Origin of the sequence: Jatrophihabitans cynanchi (genome assembly GCF_027247405.1) — a bacterium.
Taxonomy (GTDB): Bacteria; Actinomycetota; Actinomycetes; order Mycobacteriales; family Jatrophihabitantaceae; genus Jatrophihabitans_B; species Jatrophihabitans_B cynanchi.
Genome location: NZ_CP097463.1, coordinates 1,050,188 through 1,069,281 on the forward strand (window position 1 = coordinate 1,050,188; position 19,094 = coordinate 1,069,281).

A 19,094-nucleotide genomic window follows, 5' to 3' on the forward strand; every position below is an offset into this window, starting at 1 on the left:
AGGGTGGTGAATGCGGCGATCACACGGTCAGCGCGCGGGCGATCGGGACGCCGGGCCGGTACGCCAGGTGCAGGTACGACGGCGCGTCGAGCACGGCGAGGTCAGCCCTCGCGCCCACCCGCAGCACGCCGACGTCGGCCCGGCGCAGCGCGGCGGCCCCGCCTGCAGTGGCCGCCCACAACGCCTCGGCCGGCGTCATCCGCAGTTCTCGCACGCCGAGCGCGATCACGAACGGCATCGAGGACGAGTAGCAGGTGCCCGGGTTGCAGTCGGTGGCGAGGGCCACGGTCACGCCCGCATCGAGCAGTCGCCTGGCGTCCGGGTAGGGCGAGCGCGTCGAGAACTCGACCCCGGGCAGCAGTGTCGCGACGGTGTCGCCCGCGGCGAGCGCGTCGACGTCGGAGCCGGTCAGGTAGGTGCAGTGGTCCACGCTGCCCGCACCCAGCTCGACGGCCAGCCGGACGCCCGGGCCGGCGGACAGCTGGTTGCCGTGCACCCGCAGCCCGAGCCCGGCCGCGGCCCCCGCGGTGAGCACGGCACGCGCCTCGTCACCGTCGAACGCATGCGGGCTGGCCGGCTCGCAGAACACGTCGATCCACCGCGCGAGCGGCGCGCAGGCGGTCAGCATCTCGCCGGTGACCAGGTGCAGGTACGCGTCGCGGTCCACCCCGGCCGGCACCACGTGCGCGCCGAGGAAGGTGGTCTCGGCGGTCACCTCGCCGGCCAGCCGGAGCGCGCGCACCTCGTCCTGCACCGACAGCCCGTAACCGCTCTTGATCTCGACGGTGGTGGTGCCCTGGGCACGCAGCTCAGCGACGCGAGCGGTCAGCAGCGTGCGAAGCTCGCCGTCGGATGCCGCCCGCGTGGCCGCGACGGTGGTCGCGATCCCCCCGCCGTCATAAGGAGTTCCGCTCATCCGCGCGGCGAACTCGGCGGCGCGATCACCAGCGAACACGAGATGGGCATGCGAGTCGACGAACCCGGGGATGACCGCGCGCCCGGCCAGGTCGGTGCGCTCGTCGGCCGCCGGCGCGTCCGCGGCCGCACCCAGCCAGGCGATCCGGCCCTCGGCGGCGACGATCGCAGCACCGGACAGCACACCCAGCGCTGATCCGTCGCCCACGGCCGGGTCGTTGGTGACGAGCTCGCCGATGCCGGTGATCAGCGTCGCGCGCGGGGTCACGACTGCCCCCACAACGGCTCGATCGCGCTGCCCAGCAACGCGCCTACATCGCCCAGCCGGTGTCGACCACCGCTGACGACGACCTCGCCGTCGACGAGCACGGTGTCGACGTCGCTCGCGGTGGCTGCGAGGATCGCCTGCTCCGGCAGGGCCCCCGCGGTCCGGACCGAGTCCAGCCGAACCGCGACCAGGTCAGCGCGCGCGCCGGGCTCCAGCCGGCCGGCGTCCGGCCAACCGAGCGAGGCGTGCGCGGTGAGCGCGCTCATCAGCTCGGCCGGTCGCAGCCGCCCGCGACGCAGCGTGGCCAGCCGCTCGTGCATCTCCAGCGCGCGGGCCTCCTCGAGCAGGTCGATCACCGCGTGCTGGTCGCTGCCGAGTGAGAGCCGCGCACCCGCGTCGAGCAGCTCGCGTGCCGGTCCGATCCCGTCGGCAAGGTCCCGTTCGGTGGTCGGGCAGAAGCACGCGTGCACACTCGCGCGGCCGAGCAGCGCGATGTCCTGCTCGGACAGGTGGGTCGCGTGCACCGCGGTCATCATCGGCCCGAGCACGCCTTCGTCGGCGAGCAGCTCGGTCGGGGTACAGCCGTAGAACGCCTCGCACGCCTCGTTCTCGGCGGGCTGTTCGGACACGTGCGCGTGCAACGGGCGATCCCCCGCGACCGCTCGTACGGTCGCCAGGGCCGCGCGGGGTACCGCGCGCACCGAGTGGATCGCAGCCCCGACCCGCAGGCGTGATGACTCGCGCAGCCGTCCCGCGCGCTCGGCCCAGTCGTCGACATCGCGATCGGCGAACCGGGTCTGGACGTGGTCGAGCGGACGATGCCCGTCGGCGGTCAGTCCGCCGCTGAGGTAACAGGTGTCCAGCAGTGTGATCCGCACACCCGCGTCGGCCGCGGCCGCGCGCAGCGCCTCGGCCATCGCGTTCGGGTCGGCATACCGCGTCCCGGCCGGCGCGTGGTGCAGGTAATGGAACTCGCCGACCGTGCTCACCCCGGCCAGCGCCATCTCGGCGTACGTGGCCCGGGCGAGCGCGAGGTAGCTGTCCGGGTCGAGGCGCCCGGCAATCGCGTACATGCGCTCGCGCCACGTCCAGAACGTGCCGCCACCGTCGTGGGTCCGGCCGCGCAGCGCCCGGTGGAACGCGTGACTGTGCGCGTTGGCGAAGCCGGGCAGCACCAAACCGGGCAGCGGTCGCGCATCGCCGGCCGCCGAGTCCGGGACGACCGCGGCGAACGTCGCCCCGTCGACGTCGAACAGCACGTCGCGCGCGTATCCGCTCGGCAGCAGCGCGTGCGCGGCGTGGTACTTCATCGCGCCAGCTCGGCGACGACGTCGGTCAGCGCGGCGACGCCGGCGAGGCAGTCGTCGCGTTCGGCGAACTCCGCCGGCGAGTGCGAAACCCCGGTCGGGTTGCGCACGAACAGCATCGCCGTCGGGACGCCGGCCGTGGCGAGGACGCCGGCGTCGTGGCCCGCACCGGTGTCCAGCACGGGCGCGTTGTCGAGCAGTGCGGCCAACCGGTGCGTGAGCGGCACGTCGAAGCCGGTCGCCTCCGTCCAGGACTCCTCGGAGAGCGAGCCGCCTTGCGCCTCGACCACGGCCCGGACCTCGGCGACCACCTGGGCGACCGCGTCGCGCCGGCTTCCGCGTGCGTCGAGCCAGGCGGTGACCAGGGACGGGATCGCGTTCACGCCGTTCGGCTGCACCCGCACCTTGCCGCAGGTGGCGACGGCGCCGTGCCGCTCGGCGGCGTGCCGCGCCTGCACGATCACCGCGGCGAGCGCGAGCATCGGGTCGTCGCGGTCGGCGAGGCGCGTCGTGCCGGCGTGATCGGCACGGCCGGGTAGCTCGATGCGCCAGCGCCCGTGCGGCCGGATGCCGGACCCCACCGCAACCGGGCGGCCGAGGTCGACGAGGCCGCGCCCCTGCTCGACGTGCAACTCCACGAACGCGCCGACCCGGCGCAGGGCGTCCTCGTCCCGGCCGAGCTCCTCGGTTACCCGGCCGGCCCGCTGCAGCGCCTCGTCCATCGTGACGCCGTCGGCATCGGCCAGCCCAAGGGCTCGCTCGGGGCTCAGCGCTCCGGTGATGACGCGCGAGCCCGCGCAGGCGACCCCGAAGCGGGCCCCCTCCTCGTCGCCGAAGTTGACCACCCCGATCGGCCGGTCCGGCGTGAATCCCTTGGCACGCAAGGCATCCAGCGCGGCGAAGGCGGAGATCACGCCGAGCGGGCCGTCGAACGCACCACCGTCCGGCACCGAGTCCAGGTGCGAGCCGATCGCCACACCCGGCTGCAGGTCCGGATCGCCCCACCAGGCCCACTGGTTGCCGGCCCGGTCGAGCACCAGGTCCAGCCCGCGCGCCGCGGCCGCGGCGGCGAACCACTCCCGCAGCGCGGCGTCCTCGGCGGTCAGTGCGAAGCGCCGGTACCCGCCGGACGCGCCGTCGCGGCCGATCGGCTCGAGCTCGCCCCACAGCCGGTCGAAGGTGCCCTGGTTCACCGCTCCATCGCACACCGTGCGGGCGCAGCGGGCCAGCACGACTCGCCGGGCGGCGTCCGGGATCCCAGACGCGGCGCTATTGCGTGGCCAGCGGCAGGCCGCCGGCGACCTCGTCGACGATCCCCGCCAGCGCCGTGTCCAGGTCGGTGACGCCGCCGGAGCTGTGCGTCGACAGCTCGATGTCGACCCAGCGCCAGCGCAGCGCGAGGTCGGGGTGATGGTCGATCTCCTCACACCGCGGTGCGATCCGGTTCACGAACTCGACGGCGGTAGGGAAGTCGGCGAACTCGATCGAGCGGGTCAGCTTCTCCGGGCCGCCCTGCCAGCCCGGGTTCAGGCCGGCCAGCGCCGTCTCGATGTCCTGCTGGCTGAGCCGTTCGCGAGCCATGGGAGTCTCCGTCCGGACGGGGCAAACTCCCACGGTAACTCCGCCGTATAGCCTCAGTCCCCGTGACTAACCCGCTGGTGTGGATCGACTGTGAAATGACCGGGCTGGACCTCGCGCGCGACGCACTCATCGAGGTCGCCGTGCTGGTCACCGACGCCGAGCTGAACACGCTCGACGCGGGGCTGGACCTCGTCATCCACGTCGCCGACGACGTCCTGGACACGATGGTGCCGTTCGTCCGGGACATGCACGCCACATCCGGGCTCACCGACGCGGTCCGGGCCTCGACGATCACCCTGGGCGAGGCCGAGAAACGGGTGCTGGACTACGTCAAGCAGCACGTGCCGGAAGCGCGGGTGGCGCCGCTGTGCGGCAACTCGATCGCGACCGACCGCGGCTTCCTCAACCGCGACATGCCCGCGCTGGACGAGCACCTGCACTACCGGATGATCGACGTCAGCTCGGTCAAGGAGCTCGCCAAACGCTGGTACCCGCGCGTCTACCAGTCCCAGCCGGACAAGGGACTGGCCCACCGGGCTCTCGCCGACATCACCGAGAGCATCCAGGAGCTGCAGTACTACCGGCGCACGCTGTTCGTGCCGCCGCCCGGCCCGACCCTGGACGAGGCCAAGGCGGCCGCGCAGGCGGTATTAGGCACTACCGGCGGCCAGGTAGACTGATCCGGCTCGGCCCCCGCGGGCCGACATGGTGGGTGTAGCTCAGCTGGTAGAGCACCTGGTTGTGGTCCAGGATGTCGCGGGTTCGAGCCCCGTCACTCACCCCAAGCACGAGCACCTGGTTGCGGTGCAGAGCCCGTCGCGGGTTCGAGCCCCGTCACTCACCCCAAGCACGAGCACGGCGGTCACCCGCGCGGCAACGCCAGGTTCGCGCAGGCTTCGCAGGTCTCCTCCGGGACGAGTCCGGCCCGCATCAGCACGCCGAAGACCACGCAGCCGAGGCAGAGCGCGAACACCGACTCCAGGGTCGCGGCCACGATGATCACGCCGAGCAGGAGTTGCGCCAGTCCGTAGCCGCCGAAGGCGGTAGCCACGGCCGCCGCTCCGGTCACCACGAGGCCGATCGCCTGCGCGAACCGCTTCGGTGGCCCGGCGACGAGCTTCGGCTCGCCGAGCCGCGGCGCGATCACCCGCGTCGCCAGCTGCCCGAGCGGGCTCAGCGTCGGACCGGTGAGCACGCGGGCCAGGAAGCCGAGCGCGAGGACGACGGTCAACCACAGCCACCCGTCGTCGGACGTCAGACTCAACACCAGGGTGAACACGGCCAGGGCCACGACGCCGCCCGCAACCACGCGGGCCGCCTTCTCGTTCACCGGGTTGGGGAACGCGAATACGACCCGTCCGGCCGACGATTCTGTGGTGCCCGCGCCGATGCTCATGTTTGCTGCAACTGCCTGGCCCCGATGCTGATTCCGCGACGACAACAGCGTCCGGCTCAGATCACGCGCTGCGCGGGCACCGACTTCGCGACGATCGACGGATCGGACGTGACGACGTCGCCCAGAACCTCGTCGATACGCCGCATCGCGTCGTCCGGGATCGTGACGCCGGCCGCCTTGACGTTCTCGGCGACCTGCTCCGGGCGCGACGCCCCGACCAGTGCGGCGGAGACGTTGCGGTTCTGCAGTACCCAGGCGACGGCGAGCTGCGCCATGGTCAGCCCGAGATCACCGGCGATCGGCGCGAGGCCCTGGACGCGGGTGAGGACGTCGTCGTCCATCCAGCGCTTGATCATGTTCGCGCCGCCCTTCTCGTCCGTGGCCCGCGAGCCGGCCGGCGGGGCCTGTCCCGGCTGGTACTTGCCGGTCAGCACGCCCTGCGCGATCGGCGACCAGACGATCTGCCCGAGGCCCAGCTCCTCGCAGGCCGGGACGACCTCGCCCTCGATCACCCTCCACAGCATGGAGTACTGCGGTTGGCTGGACACCAGCGAGATGCCGAGCTGCTGGGCGAGGCCGTGCGCGGCTCGGATCTGCTCCGCCCTCCACTCGCTGACCCCGATATATAGCGCCTTGCCCGCGCGGACGACGTCGGCGAACGCCTGCATCGTCTCCTCGAGCGGAGTGAACGAGTCGTACCGGTGCGCCTGGTACAGATCGACGTAGTCCATCTGCAGCCGACGCAGCGACCCGTTGATCCCCTCGAGGATGTGCTTGCGGGACAGCCCGGTGTCGTTCTTGCCCTTGGGATCGGGACCGACCGGCCAGTAGACCTTGGTGAACACCTCGAGCGATTCGCGCCGCTCGCCCTTGAGGGCGGCGCCGAGCACCTCCTCGGCCCGGCCGTTCGCGTAGACGTCCGCCGTGTCGAAGGTGGTGATGCCGGCGTCCAGGGCGGCACGCACGCACTGGGTCGCGACGTCGTTCTCGACCTGCGATCCGTGCGTCAACCAGTTGCCATAGGTGATCTCCGAGATCTGCATTCCTGAGTTGCCCAGGTGACGAAATTCCATGAGCCCATCCAACACCAGCCCCCGGAGGCGGCGACCGCGGGCGGGCCGCTGCCGCGACCGCAACTGTGTCCGGACGGCGCGCGCCAGCGTGCTAAAGTCGGTGCTCGGCCCGCCTCGGTGGGCCGGTGTCGCGTGACGCGCCATTAGCTCAATTGGCAGAGCAGCTGACTCTTAATCAGCGGGTTCGGGGTTCGAGTCCCTGATGGCGCACCCACCACGAACTCGGACGATCGGGCTTCCGGGCCCACGCACCCCGCAGGTTCACACGCCGGTGCGGTAGGTGTCCTCGATGATCCCGTCGACAGGCAGCAATTCGTCGCGGTAGCGGCGTCGCGGCGATTTCCATTTATTGCCAGGTTCCGCTGCATGCGGAACTGACTTACTTCCGGAAATCCCTTGATTCCGTCGCAAACGGAAGCGTAGGGTTTCCGGAAGAGCGGAGCCGAACGGAGGAAACCCGGTGTGACCACCGCCGCAGCCCTGACAAGCGAAGCCGAGATCTTGTGTATAGCGCTCGGCGAGCTGAACAAGCGCCTACCGACGGCCTGGGACGCCCGCACCCAGCGCGCGATCACTCCGGGACGGTTCCGCGGCGACGCAGTCGTCATCCTCACCGGGCCACGCAATCAGCAGGGCAGGCTCTACGCCGAGGTGCGCCGCAGCCTGGTCACGAAAGACCTCGACCCGCTCGTCGCCGGCATCAATCTCGCGATCGCCGATACTGCCCCCAGCTCGAACTCAACATTGCCGAGACCACTTGTCGTCGCCCGTTACCTCGCACCGCCATTGCGGGCCTGGTTAGCCGAGCGAAACGTCCCCTACGCCGACGCCACCGGTAACGTCCGCATCTCACTCGACGAGCCCGCGCTCTTCCTGCGTGATGTCGGCGCACAGAAAGACCCGTGGCGCGGGCCAGGACGCCCGAGAGGCAATCTCACCGGCCCGTCCGCAGCGCGGATCGTGCGGGCGCTCGCAGACTACGAACCGCCTTACACCGTCCCGCAACTGATGAAGCTCGCCGGCACACCGAGCGGCAATACCTATCGCGCTGTTGAGTTCATCGAGGAACAAGGCTTCCTCACGCGATCCGCCGACGGTCGCGTGCAAGAGGTGCAATGGCGGGCACTCCTGGAGCGGTGGTCCCAAGACTTCGGCTTCGCCAAGTCCGGCGCCGCGGCAACCTTCCTGGCCCCTCGTGGGCTCCCCGATCTGATGCAACGCCTCGCGAAGCTCAAGAGCACCAAGACGACCGGCCGCTACGCGGTGACCGCCTCGCTGGCAACGCCGAAGTGGGAGGCGTACGCCCCGGCGAAGAACGCAATGATCTATGCCGAGCGGGTTCAAGACATCGTGGACGCGCTCAACCTGCGAGCCGTCGACGCGGGGGCCAACGTGTTGATCACCAGCGCCAGGGCGGATGCCGTCTTCGAGCGCACGCAAGAACTAGACGGCGTCACGATCGTCGCGCCGAGTCAGGCAGTGGTCGACCTGCTGACTGCGCCCGGCCGTGGCGCCGAGCAGGCGCGCGCGCTACTCGACTGGATGGAGAAAAATGAGTCGGCCTGGCGACGGTGAGAATCTGCTCATCCGCGCGAGGTCGGTACTGCTCGATGCCTTGATCGCCCTCGGTCCACACCGAGACGCGATTGTCGTCATCGGTTCGCAGGCGATCTACCTGCACACCGGAGGCGCACCTGTTGCCGTTCCCGAGGCGACGAAGGACAGTGACCTCGGGATCGACCTGCGCTCCCTCAGTGACAGCCCGCTCATTGAAGAAGCCATGCGTGATGGTGGCTTCCACCTCGACCCCGCTAAGGGCCAACCCGGTTCGTGGTTGAGCGCGGACGGCGTCCCGATCGACCTCATGGTGCCGGAAGCCATCGCCGGCAAGGGCAGTCGCAGTGTCGAAGCCCCACCGCACGACAAGCGGGCGATGCGCCGCGCCGTTGGCCTCGAAGCCGCCGTGGTGGACAAGGCGGTAACGACGATCCGTGCACTAGATCCGCGCGACGACCGCGTGGTCGAAGCGAGAGTGGCCGGTCCGGCCGCACTACTCGTGGCAAAGCTGCACAAGCTCGGTGAACGGTCGGACAGGAATCCCGAACGCCTCGTAGACAAGGACGCCTACGACGTGTACCGACTGCTCGTCGCGATCGAGACCGACGTTCTGGCCGCCAGCCTTACTCGGTTGGTCGCCGACGAGTTGGCCGGCCCTGTCACGCGCGACGCGTTGACCTACTTGTCGTCCCTTTTCGCCCCCGCCGAGAGCATCGGTGCGGTCATGGCCGGACGAGAGGAAGGTGACCTCGGCGATCCCGCCGTGGTTGCTGCGGCCTGCGCCGCACTGACCGACGACCTGCTCGCAGCCATCCGAACTGCTCCAGCCGTTGATCGTGTTCGGCTGCACCGATCTGACTCTTAATCAGCGGGTTCGGGGTTCGAGTCCCTGATGGCGCACACGATGAAGGCCCCCGAGTCTCGGGGGCTTTCGTCGTTCCCGACCGCTGCGTGCGCCGGCGATGTCAGACGCCGGTGCGGTAGGTGTCCTCGATGATCCCGTCGACCAGCTTGGTCGACACGGTACGGGCGAGCCGGCCCGCCTCGCGCAGTTCCCGGACGGCGGCAACCGGCTCGGCGTCGGCAAACAGCCGCTCGTCGCGGTAGTCGACCGGTCGCCCGGTCGCATCCAGCACCCACCAGGAGGCCTCGAGCGCGATGCCGGTCGGGTCGCTGAAGTAGATCGAGCGGATGAAGCCGTGATCGACCACGTCGGTGACCTCGCAGTCGTGGCTCTTGAGCCGTTCGCGCAGCCGCAGCAACGCCTCCTCGTCCGGCAGGTTGAGCGACAGGTGGTCGAACTGGGAGGCCTTGTCGTACGGGACCCCGGCCGGCTTGGCGTACTCGTCCAGATGCTGGTCGGTGTACTCGAAGAAGGCGACCGTGTTGCCCTCGCCGATGTCGAAGAAGTAGTGCTTGAACGCCGGCGTGCCGATCGTGGCGACCAGCCGCGCGCCGAGGACGCCGTGCCAGAACCGCACGGTCGCGTCCATGTCCGCAGTCACGAGAGCGAGATGGTTGACACCCCGCCAGTACACGGTGTCCGACATGGCTCGACGGTACGCCGCGACGGCGTGAGCAGACAGCGCCGCGACGTCTCAGAACGCGAACGCTTCGAAGCCGACCGCGAACGTGCAGCCCAGCGCGGCACCGGTCTGCCGCGCGAATGACTCGAGGAACTCGCGCGGCTCGGCCATCGGGTGATCGCCCAACCCGGCCAGGTACTGCGCATGCGCTTCGAGCGAGGCGACGCCGGCGTCGAAGTGGTCGGTGACGTCAACCGCGACATTGCCGGCCGGCGATCCGGCCACCAGCACCTGCGCCACGTGCCACGGCTCCAGCCCCTCGTCGAGGAGCTCGCGGAACACCCACCGGTTCGCCGCATCGCGCACGCCGTCGACCACGGCACGTCCCAGCGCGATGTGGTCCGCCTGGTTGAGCATGCCCGGTCCCCACGAGTCGTGGTAGTTCCCGGTGATGACCACGTCGGGACGGTGTCGGCGCACGGCGCGCGCGACGTCTCGCCGCAACGCGAGGCCGTACTCCAGCATGCCGTCCTGATGTCCCATGAACTCCACGACGTCGACACCGACGATCGCGGCCGAGGCGCGCTGCTCCTGCTCGCGCAGTGGACCGGCGTCCTCCGGCGCCAGGCCGTCGATGCCCGCCTCACCGCTCGTTGCCAGCGCGTACACGACCCGTTTGCCCTGCGCCGTCCAGCGGGCGATCGCCGCCGCGGTGCCGTACTCCAGGTCGTCGGGATGCGCCACGATCGCCAGCGCCGACGACCATGACTCGTCGACCGGTTCCAAGTCCGCCATGCGAGCAAACCTACGCGGTCCAGGCGGCGGCGGTCATCCCTCGGCCAACGCCGCGGACAGCCCGCCCCGGCCGGTGATGCCGAGCTTCTGATAGGCGTGCCGTAGGTGGTACTCGACGGTCTTCGGCGTCACGAACAGGGCCTGCGCGATCTGCGGGTTCGACAGCCCCTCAGCGGCCAGGCGCGCGACCCGGCGCTCGCTGGGCGTCAGCGCATCGGGCCCGCTGCGCCGTTCGGTCCGCGGTCGCGCGCCCGCCGCGGCAAGCTCCTGCCTGGCGAGCTCGGCAAGTCGGACCGCCCCGAGCGCCGCGGCCCGATCGAGCGCAGTCGCCAGCGGTGGCCGGGCGGCCGCGCGGTCACCGCCGCGCCGTAGCCGCGCGCCGATGTCGATCAGCACTTCGGCCTGATCCAGCGCCGCTCCGGCCGATCCGAACAACGCCGACGCCTCGCGGAGCATCGCGATCCCGACGTCACCCGGCTCGAGCAAGCCGAGCACCCGCAGCCCGCGCGCGCGGATCACCGGCAACCCGGCCCGCTCCCCGAGCGCGGCAAGCGGCTCGGCGAGCTTGCGCGCCCGGTCCGGCTCGCCGATCGCGAACGCCGCACGGCCCGCGAAGTCGCGCCACGGCAGCGCACTGTGCTCGACGGCGAGCTCGTCGCTCAGCCAGTTGCCGGCGCGCAGGAACTGCAACAGCGCATCGGACGGGCGGTTGCGGGCCAGCTCCAGGCGCCCGCGCGCGAACGCGAGCCAGGCGCGCTCCATGCCGCCGACCATGTCCGGGCGGTACACGGCATCGATGCTCGTCGCCGCATTCTCCAGTTCGCCGCGCTCGACCTGGATGATCGCGCACAGGGCGTACGCCGTTTCCTGGAACCGCGCCCATCCGGATTCGCCCGCCGCGATGGTCTGCTCGATGTCGGCTTGCGCCTCGTTGAGGCGGCCGAGGTCGAATTCGGTGCGCCCGCGCGTGTAGCTTGCCGACGCGAACGCGTCGATCGAGCTGCTCTCGCGGGCACGCTGCAGGACCGTGGACGCCACGTGCGCTGCCGCCTGCAGTTCGTCGCACAGCTGGTAGGCCCAGACCACCATCAACCAGCCGGTGCCGTCGACGCCCTGGTCGTCCAGCAGATCCCCGTCGTGCCAGGCGCGCCTGGCCAGCGCGGCCGACCGGCGCGCGCCCTCGGCGTCCTGCGCCGACCGCAACGCCATCGCGGCGAGCAGCGACCGCTCCGCTGCCGTCCGGCCGCCCGGTACCGAGCGCTGCAGCCGGGCGGTCCGCCGGACGGCGCGCTGGCGCGACCCGGGGTCGAACATCGAGTTCACCAGGTAGTCGCTGATCACCTCGTCCTCGAGCGCGGGGGCGCTCAACGCCACCTCGTCCAGCGCCGCTTCCAGCACCTTCGCCGCGCCGAGGCGGTTGCCCTGCGCGGCCAGCGCACGGGCCAGCGTGCGCTGCAGCGCCACCCGCTCCGCGCCGCTGTGCAGCTCGGTCGCCTGGGTCAGGTGCTCGACGGCGCCCGGCGCGCCGGCTGCGAGTTCGGCAGCACCCAACTCGGCAAGCACGAGCGGGCGCTGCTCGGCCTGGGGAGGCTCCTCCAGCGCTCGGCTCAACTCCCGCACCGCGACGGCGGGCAGCCCGCCGCGGCGGGCATGCTCGGCGGAGGCCCGCAACACCTCGACGACCCACGGGTCGGCTGCTGCGGGTGCTCGCACCAGGTGCGCGGCCACCAGCGATGCGGCAGCGCCCTCGCTGGACAGCAGCCGGGCCGCGCGCAGGTGCAGCCGACCGCGCTGCTGGGGCGCCAGCTCCTGCTCGATCGACTGGCCGATGAGCGGATGCACGAACTCCAGTGCGCGCCCGGCCATCACGATCTCCTCGGCGACGAGCACGTCCGCGGTCCGCGCCGCGACGTCCGGTCGCACCTCGGCGAGGGCGGCGACGAGACGCAGCTGGCTGCCGTCCCCGAGTACCGCGAGCGCGCGCGCCAGGGCGATCGCGCTGGAACCGAGCCGTCCCAGCCGGAACAGCGCCGCCCGGCTGATCGTCGCGAATCCCACGTCCCGCAGCCGCTGGCCGAGGTCGGCGGACGGGACGGGGGCGTCATCGGCCAGCGCGCGCAGCATCTCGTGGATGTAGTACGGGTTGCCCTTGGTGACGTCAGCGCAGACGGCAACGAGTTCGTCGTCGGCGTCCGACATCCTGGCCCGCACGATCTCGGCGACCGCGGCGGGCGGCAGCGCAGACAGCGTCAGCCGGTTTCGGCCGAGCTCTGCGCGCACGGTCGCCAGCGCCGGGTCGTGCTCCTCCCCTGCCGGCGGCCGTGTCGCAGCCACCAGCCCGATCGGCAGCTCGTCCAGCCGCGCGGTCAGGTGCGCCAGGAAGCCCAGCGAGCCCTCGTCCGCGGCGTGCAGGTCGTCGACGCACAGGAGCAGCGGCCGGCTCTGCGCGAGATTCACAGCCAGCCAGAACAGGCCGTGCAGCATGGCGAACGTCGAACGCTCACCGTCGGCCACCGGCAGCCCACGGAACAGCGGCGACACCAGCTCGGCGGCGCCGGCGAACTGCGCTGCCCGCTCGCTCGACCCGGCCGGGGCCAGGGCACGCTCGAACAGCGCGATGGCCACGCCGTACGGGAAGTCCCGCTCGGTCGCGATCGCCCGGGCGCTCAGCACGTGCAATCCGGAGCGCTCGCCAGTCCTGGCCGCAGCGCGCACCAAGGCGGACTTTCCCATCCCGGCGGCACCCTCGATCAGCAGCGCGCTGCCGTCGCCCGCCGCCACCGACTCGACCAGCACGTGCAGCCGGGCCAGCTCCTGATCGCGCCCCACCGGGGGTGCGTCCGAGCCGGCCGCAGGGAACACGATCACCGTCCTTCGTAAACCATCGGGAACGCGACACTTCGTGCAACGAACTATCGGCGCGGCAGATGTTCACTGAAGCCGCAAATCCTCGGGTGCAGCCCTAGCGTGCCAGGCGCGTGCACCCGGCAAGATTCTGGGCCATGAGCGGTACCCGGGAGGGACGGCGGATCGTTCTCGAACTCGAGCCCACCGACGACGGCATTCGGGGCGCCCTGGCCACCGACGACGGCGTTCTTCAGCCGTTCGAAGGCTGGCTGGAGCTGTCCGCGCTGCTGGACGGAGTGCGGCCCCGAACCGAGGCAGCCGCCGAGCCACTCAGCGAAGTATCCGCCTGACGAGAGCTGGGAGGGACTCGAGGTCGGCCTGCGGCACCAGGACAGGCGCAGACCGACCTCGAGAGGAGCACTCGGCCAAGGGGGAGCCGGCGAGGCCGTGCGCATGCGCACGGCCTCGCCGTGCGTCCCGGTGCGGCTCCAGGTAGGTCGCTGCCAACGCCACGGCCGGCGCGGCGACCCGCGTCGGGTCGCGCTGCCGCGTCGCGTTCCGCCGCGGTTTGCACTCGCTGTTGCTGGCGCGAGTGAATGCCGAGTTCGGTTCGGCTTGCTCTGCTCGGTACGAGCGTGCGCCCGGCTCGGTCAAGCCCGGGCGTCCGGTGCGTACCTGCCAACGCGGTTTGTCCGGTATTGGCCGAGAAACATGCAGAAAAGTGCTGTCAGCACTGGAATACCTTGCCGTCGGCGCAGTCGCCAGGCGGCAACCGGATCTTCGTCATCGATCTCGACCGGTCCGGTAGCGAGATCGATTGCGATACAGCGCTGCTACGGCAGACGATCGAGCAGGTGCGGCACCAGCGCGCGCAGCGCGTTGCCACGATGGCTGATCTGATCCTTGCGGTCCGAATCCAACTCGGCGCTGGTCAACTCCAGCCCCGCAGGTACGAAGATCGGGTCGTAGCCGAAGCCGTTCTGCCCGCGCGGAGTACGCACCAGGCGACCGTCCATCCGACCGTCCACCACCACCTCGCCGTGCGCATCGACGAACGCGACCGCGCAGACGAAGGCTGCGCCGAGCCGACAGTCCGGAGTGTCCGCCAACTGGGCCAGGACGAGTTCCAGGTTGGCCAGATCGTCACCGTGCCGCCCGGACCAGCGCGCCGAGAGCACGCCCGGCATGCCGTTGAGCGCCTCGACAGCCAGCCCCGAATCGTCAGCGACCGTGGCTAACCCCGTGTGCGCGAACCCCTCACGCGCCTTGAGCAGCGCATTGTCGGCGAACGTGGCGCCGGTCTCCGGGACCTCGTCGTACGGCGGGACGTCGTCCAGCCCGAGCACCTCGACCTCGGGCAGCGACGGTGCCAAGATCCGGCGCAGTTCGGCGAGCTTCTTCGCGTTCCGGCTGGCAAGCAGTACCCGAGTCACGAAGCGAGCGCCTCATGCTGGAACTTCGCCAGGTCGGCACAACCGGCAACAGCGAGGTCGAGCAGCGCGTCCAACTCATCGCGGCGGAACGGGGTGCCCTCGGCGGTGCCCTGCACCTCGACGAACTCCCCCGTTCCGGTCACGACCACGTTCATATCGGTCTCGGCACGCACGTCCTCGGTGTACATCAGATCCAGCCGCGGCTCGCCGTCGATGACGCCGACCGACACCGCACTGATCGAGTTGACCAGCGGCTCGGGACGCGCCAGCGCACCCTTCGCACGCAGCCAGGACACCGCGTCGGCGAGCGCGACGTAAGCGCCGGTGATCGCCGCGGTGCGGGTGCCGCCGTCGGCCTGGAGCACGTCGCAGTCGATCGCGATCGAGTTCTCGCCGAGCGCCGACAGGTCGATCGCGGCACGCAACGAGCGGCCGATCAGCCGCGAGATCTCGTGGGTGCGACCACCGATCCGGCCCTTGACCGACTCGCGGTCGTTGCGGGTGAGGGTGGCGCGCGGCAGCATCGCGTACTCGGCGGTGACCCAGCCCAGCCCGCTGCCCTTGCGCCAGCGCGGCACCCCCTGCTGGACCGAGGCCGCGCAGAGCACCTTCGTCTCGCCGAACTCGACCAGCGCCGAACCCTCGGCGTACGCCTGCCAGTTGCGTGTGATCGTTATCGGACGGAGCTGGTCGGCCGCGCGGCCGTCTGGGCGTGACATGCCCACGAGCCTAAACGGGCGGCCTGTCTGCGCCGGTCGGGACCACGTCCGACGCCTTCCGCCGGCCGGGCGAATCGATCAGCCCGGCCACCCGCACCACAGCACGCTGGAACTGTGGCACGGCCCAGAACGACGAGTGCCGCAGCGCGGCAGGGTGCACGGTGTCGCCGGGCGCGATGTCGTACGGCGGGTCGATCAGGTGCAGGTCCAGCGTCAGCCCGCCCGGTCCCACGGGTTCGGCCGCACCCGGCTCCCACGCCGGCGCGACCGCCGGCGGCGGCCCGGACAGCACCGGGCCACCCAGGTAGTCGCTGTAGCGCCACAGATTGCGCCACCGCTGATCGTCCGGGCCACGACGCAGCGAGGTCCGCAGGTCGCGCAGCGTCCGCGGCCCGAAGTAGGCCGGGAAGTACCGCCCGTACAGGCGGCGCAGCACGCAGCCGAAGGTCAGCAGCCCGACCCGAGGCAGTACCGGATCCTCCGGCTCGAACGCGTCGCCGGTGCGCAGTTGCAGCACGGCGGCCGCGCCGAGCACCGTGCCCTGGCTGTGCGCGGCGAGTACGACGCCGGTGCCGTTGCCGGTGTGCCAGCGCATCCGGTACACCAGCTCGGGCACCGTGCGCTCGGCGTAACACGGAGCGGCCAGCGGGTGCGCCTGGCGCGGCCAGAACGAGGCGAGGTCCCACAAGATGCCGAGGGAACGGCGGGTCGGGCCCAGGCGGAACGCGGTCGCGCCGAGCCCGACCAGCAGCAGCAGCGAGATGACCACGAGGTAGGCGCCGGTGCCCTGCAGCGAGGACGGCGTGAAGAACGCGCCGATCCCCGCGCTGTGCCGGGTGTCCAGCAGCCAGCGGGCCGCAGCTCCGGCACCAAAGGCATGCTCGGCGAACAGGACGCCCGCGACGGCGTAGCTGAACACCGCGCCGGCGAGCATCAGGACGCCGATCACCGTGCCCGCGACGTCGACCACCCGACCGAACCAGAACGCGCGCAGGACCGCCCGCCCGCGGCCGGAGTTCGGCCGGCCCGGGTAGTCGGTGGTGAACGAGTCCGGCACGAGCAGCGCGGACGTCGGCTTCAGCCGGTGCAGCGCGACGGCGATGGCGACCACCGCGGCCAGCACCGCCGCGAGGAACACGCCGACCGACACCGCGAACGTCAAGGCGGCGTCCAGGATCGGCTCGGGCACCGTGAACGCGCGCGAGACGCGAGACACCTCACCGAACCCGGGCTTGAGCGAGCCGGTGCGCAGCCACGTCGCCGCGTACAGGTAGACGCCGGCGGTGAAGACCGAGGCGAGGAAAACCGCCATCAGCGCCAGCACCGCGGTGCCGTAGCCGCCGACACCCGGGCGCGGGCCCGGTTCACCCACGACGACACGCCGGCCGGCACTCGCCTTCGCCCCCGCCACTGTGACCGCGAGCACCAGCAGCAACACCAACTCCACGAAGAGCAGCACCAGCAGGGTGTCGCCGAACTTGGGCAGGGCGGCAGCGCTGGCGTACCGCCCGTCCACCGCGTCCGGCACGAACACCAGCCAGGCCAGCGTTGCCGCGTACGTCGCGAACAGCACACCCCAGGTCACGTAACTCGCGCGCTGCCAGCGCAGGTCGGCGCGGTGCCCGGTGAACGACGGGACGCAGATCGCGGCCACCGCACAGCCGGCGATGACGGCCGCCACGACACCGTCGGCCCAGCGCAGCGGCGTGGCCAGCGGCGCCGAGACGAACCACAGCGTCGTGGCGAGCGCAACCTGCACGTGCAGCGCGCGCAGCCGCCGTACCGGGTGGTCGTTCTCCCACATCCAGCGCGAGCCCAGCCCGACCTCGGACGCCTCCGGCGGATCGAGCCGGTCCCACGCCGGGTGCGGCGTCGTCAGGTCGACCAGCGGCGACGGCGTGCATTCATAGCGAGTGACCGTGCGCTTGCTGATCCACCACAGCACCAGCACCGCGAACAGCGGCAGCAGCACGCCGATCGCCAGCCGGTGCGCGGTCGACCAGGCCGTGATGTGGTCGAAGATCCACCCCGGGGATGCCTGAGCGCAGCGCCCGCGCGACCCGCCGCCGCACTGCCAGCCGACCAGATCCACGCCGATCCCGGCGAACGCGGTGACCAGCACGGCGGTCAGCGTCAGCGCCAGCAGCCGGCAGGTGAACCAGAGCAGCCAGAGCCGGTTGCGCGCGCCGGCCGTCATCGGGCCGCTCGGGTCGGCCGGACGCATCCGGGGCGCCACGTTGATCAGCGTGAACGGCAGCAGCAGCAGCCAGAACGCACGCGACGGCGCTCCCGAGGTCAGCCCGCCCCAGACGTACCCCTCCAACTGCGGGCCGCGCACCGTCGGCTGCGGATCGCCGGCGGGCCAGCTGTCGGTCCGTTCGGCCGCCAGCCGCGGCCGGTAGAAGCCCGCGACCGCGTTGCCGGCCACCCGCTCGACCAGGGGCCGGTCGAGCAACTCCTCCGGAGGCGTGCCGGAGACGCCGTGCACCCGCAGCTCGATGACCTCGTCCACCTGCATCGGCTCGCCTCCCTGCAGTTGCCGGCAACCTAGCGCCCGGGTGCGACGCGAACCAGCAGCACGCACCGGCTGGCACGCGTTGTCCGGCCGTGTCAGCGCGTGTCAGCCGCACGTGCGCCCGCTACCAGGGCCACCGGGCACTGTCGCAGCCATGACGAACGCATTCGAAGCAGAAGGACTCACCAAGCGATTCGGTGATACCCAGGCGCTGGCCGGCATCGACCTGTCCGCGGCCGAGGGAACCGTCCTGGGCGTCCTCGGCCCGAACGGAGCCGGCAAGACGACAGCCGTCCGGATCCTCGCCACGCTGCTGCGCCCGGACTCCGGTACCGCGCGGGTGGCCGGCTACGACGTGCTGCGCGAGCCGCTCAAGGTGCGCCAGAACATCGGGCTGACCGGCCAGTACGCCTCCGTCGACGAGGACCTGACCGGCATGCAGAACCTGGTGATGATCGGGCAGCTGCTCGACCTGTCGACCACCGCCGCCCGGCGCCGCGCCACCGAGTTGCTCGAGTGGTTCGACCTCACCGGCGCAGCCAGCCGGATCGCCAAGACCTACTCCGGCGGCATGCGGCGGCGGCTGGACCTGGCCGCGTCGCTGGTCGGGCGGCCGCCGGTGATCTTCCTGGACGAGCCGACCACCGGACTCGACCCGGCCAAGCGCGAGGACATGTGGGGGGTGGTCCGCAGCCTGGTCAACGACGGGTCGACGGTGCTGCTCACCACCCAGTACCTGGACGAGGCCGACGCGCTCGCGGACGACATCACCGTGATCGACCACGGCCGGGTGATCGCCCACGACACGCCGGACGGACTCAAGCGGGTGGTCGGCGGGCAGCGGCTCACCGCCCGCCCGGTGGACCCCGCGCACTACGAGCCGCTCGGCCAGATCCTGGCCGAGCTCACCGGCAACACCCCCGAACCGGAGGGACGGCACTCGCTGACCGTCACCGTCGACGACGACGAGCTGTTGCCGGCCGCCCTCACCCGGCTGCACGAGGCGGGGATCCGGGTCACCGAGTTCTCGCTGCACCTGCCCAGCCTGGACGAGGTGTTCTTCACCCTCACCGGCGCCCGCACCGAAGACGATCAGGAGCCAGCTGCATGAACACCACACGACACTGCTCGACACGGAACGCTCCGCACTCCCACGGGGGCC

At 71.3% G+C, this 19,094-nt stretch carries 17 protein-coding genes and 3 tRNA genes; 7 read left to right on the forward strand and 13 right to left on the reverse strand.

Annotation, left to right across the window (positions count from 1 at the left end; all coding sequences use genetic code 11):
• Positions 1-19: 19 nt before the first annotated feature.
• The 4 genes from hutI to M6B22_RS05160 form a co-directional block, all read right to left on the reverse strand.
• A complete protein-coding gene (gene hutI / locus M6B22_RS05145; protein ID WP_269444708.1) occupies positions 20-1,183 on the reverse strand; it encodes an imidazolonepropionase in 1,164 nt (387 codons plus the stop codon).
• Entirely contained in the window at positions 1,180-2,493 is a 1,314-nt protein-coding gene (locus tag M6B22_RS05150; RefSeq protein ID WP_269444709.1) for a formimidoylglutamate deiminase, read from the reverse strand. The genes hutI and M6B22_RS05150 overlap by 4 nt, the downstream gene beginning before the upstream one ends.
• Complete coding sequence (locus M6B22_RS05155) at positions 2,490-3,683, reverse strand: allantoate amidohydrolase (protein ID WP_269444710.1); 1,194 nt, start codon at positions 3,681-3,683, stop codon at positions 2,490-2,492. Before M6B22_RS05155 ends, M6B22_RS05150 begins: the two co-directional genes overlap by 4 nt.
• Before the next feature lie 76 nt (positions 3,684-3,759).
• Positions 3,760-4,071: a 4a-hydroxytetrahydrobiopterin dehydratase gene (locus M6B22_RS05160; RefSeq protein WP_269444711.1), complete on the reverse strand. Its 312-nt coding sequence runs from the start codon at positions 4,069-4,071 to the stop codon at positions 3,760-3,762.
• A 62-nt stretch (positions 4,072-4,133) separates the two neighbouring features.
• Here M6B22_RS05160 and orn point away from each other — a divergent pair, with 62 nt between their 5' ends.
• Positions 4,134-4,751 carry an oligoribonuclease gene (gene orn, locus M6B22_RS05165; RefSeq protein WP_269444712.1) on the forward strand — a complete coding sequence of 206 codons (618 nt, stop codon included), beginning with the start codon at positions 4,134-4,136 and terminating at the stop codon, positions 4,749-4,751.
• Between the two features lie 28 nt (positions 4,752-4,779).
• Positions 4,780-4,855: transfer RNA gene (locus tag M6B22_RS05170), tRNA-His, on the forward strand.
• A gap of 78 nt (positions 4,856-4,933) precedes the next feature.
• On the opposite strand, the gene M6B22_RS05175 is transcribed toward M6B22_RS05170, so the two are convergent.
• Complete coding sequence (locus tag M6B22_RS05175) at positions 4,934-5,467, reverse strand: DUF4395 domain-containing protein (protein WP_269444713.1); 534 nt, start codon at positions 5,465-5,467, stop codon at positions 4,934-4,936.
• Positions 5,468-5,523: 56 nt separating this feature from the next.
• Entirely contained in the window at positions 5,524-6,540 is a 1,017-nt protein-coding gene (locus M6B22_RS05180) for an aldo/keto reductase family protein (protein WP_269444714.1), read from the reverse strand.
• Positions 6,541-6,677: 137 nt separating this feature from the next.
• Here M6B22_RS05180 and M6B22_RS05185 point away from each other — a divergent pair.
• Together M6B22_RS05185 and M6B22_RS05190 are read left to right on the forward strand one after the other, a co-directional pair.
• Positions 6,678-6,750, forward strand: a tRNA-Lys gene (locus M6B22_RS05185).
• A 252-nt stretch (positions 6,751-7,002) separates the two neighbouring features.
• Positions 7,003-8,115, forward strand: coding sequence for a hypothetical protein (locus M6B22_RS05190; protein ID WP_269444715.1), 1,113 nt, complete (start codon positions 7,003-7,005; stop codon positions 8,113-8,115).
• Between the two features lie 475 nt (positions 8,116-8,590).
• Here M6B22_RS05190 and M6B22_RS05195 read toward each other — a convergent pair whose 3' ends face one another.
• Positions 8,591-8,947, reverse strand: a complete 357-nt coding sequence (locus M6B22_RS05195; RefSeq protein WP_269444716.1) for a hypothetical protein — start codon at positions 8,945-8,947, stop codon at positions 8,591-8,593.
• On the opposite strand from M6B22_RS05195, the gene M6B22_RS05200 reads away from it, so the two are divergent.
• Positions 8,924-8,997, forward strand: a tRNA-Lys gene (locus M6B22_RS05200). The genes M6B22_RS05195 and M6B22_RS05200 overlap by 24 nt on opposite strands.
• A gap of 65 nt (positions 8,998-9,062) precedes the next feature.
• Here the strand turns inward: M6B22_RS05200 and M6B22_RS05205 are convergent.
• The 3 genes from M6B22_RS05205 to M6B22_RS05215 are packed head-to-tail and all read right to left on the reverse strand — an operon-like array spanning position 9,063 to position 13,280.
• Positions 9,063-9,647 carry a VOC family protein gene (locus tag M6B22_RS05205; protein WP_269444717.1) on the reverse strand — a complete coding sequence of 195 codons (585 nt, stop codon included), beginning with the start codon at positions 9,645-9,647 and terminating at the stop codon, positions 9,063-9,065.
• 48 nt (positions 9,648-9,695) lie between these two features.
• A complete protein-coding gene (locus tag M6B22_RS05210; protein ID WP_269444718.1) occupies positions 9,696-10,418 on the reverse strand; it encodes a PIG-L deacetylase family protein in 723 nt (240 codons plus the stop codon).
• A gap of 33 nt (positions 10,419-10,451) precedes the next feature.
• Positions 10,452-13,280: a helix-turn-helix transcriptional regulator gene (locus tag M6B22_RS05215; RefSeq protein WP_269444719.1), complete on the reverse strand. Its 2,829-nt coding sequence runs from the start codon at positions 13,278-13,280 to the stop codon at positions 10,452-10,454.
• 140 nt (positions 13,281-13,420) lie between these two features.
• On the opposite strand from M6B22_RS05215, the gene M6B22_RS05220 reads away from it, so the two are divergent.
• Positions 13,421-13,615: a hypothetical protein gene (locus tag M6B22_RS05220; protein WP_269444720.1), complete on the forward strand. Its 195-nt coding sequence runs from the start codon at positions 13,421-13,423 to the stop codon at positions 13,613-13,615.
• 483 nt (positions 13,616-14,098) lie between these two features.
• On the opposite strand, the gene rdgB is transcribed toward M6B22_RS05220, so the two are convergent.
• The 3 genes from rdgB to M6B22_RS05235 are packed head-to-tail and all read right to left on the reverse strand — an operon-like array spanning position 14,099 to position 17,935.
• Positions 14,099-14,698 carry an RdgB/HAM1 family non-canonical purine NTP pyrophosphatase gene (gene rdgB, locus M6B22_RS05225; RefSeq protein WP_269444721.1) on the reverse strand — a complete coding sequence of 200 codons (600 nt, stop codon included), beginning with the start codon at positions 14,696-14,698 and terminating at the stop codon, positions 14,099-14,101.
• Positions 14,695-15,417 carry a ribonuclease PH gene (gene rph / locus M6B22_RS05230; protein ID WP_269444722.1) on the reverse strand — a complete coding sequence of 241 codons (723 nt, stop codon included), beginning with the start codon at positions 15,415-15,417 and terminating at the stop codon, positions 14,695-14,697. Before rph ends, rdgB begins: the two co-directional genes overlap by 4 nt.
• Before the next feature lie 10 nt (positions 15,418-15,427).
• Positions 15,428-17,935 (reverse strand): hypothetical protein, encoded by a 2,508-nt coding sequence (locus M6B22_RS05235; RefSeq protein ID WP_269444723.1) that lies wholly within the window; start codon positions 17,933-17,935, stop codon positions 15,428-15,430.
• Between the two features lie 151 nt (positions 17,936-18,086).
• On the opposite strand from M6B22_RS05235, the gene M6B22_RS05240 reads away from it, so the two are divergent.
• Positions 18,087-19,043: an ATP-binding cassette domain-containing protein gene (locus M6B22_RS05240; protein ID WP_269444724.1), complete on the forward strand. Its 957-nt coding sequence runs from the start codon at positions 18,087-18,089 to the stop codon at positions 19,041-19,043.
• Positions 19,044-19,094: the final 51 nt, after the last annotated feature.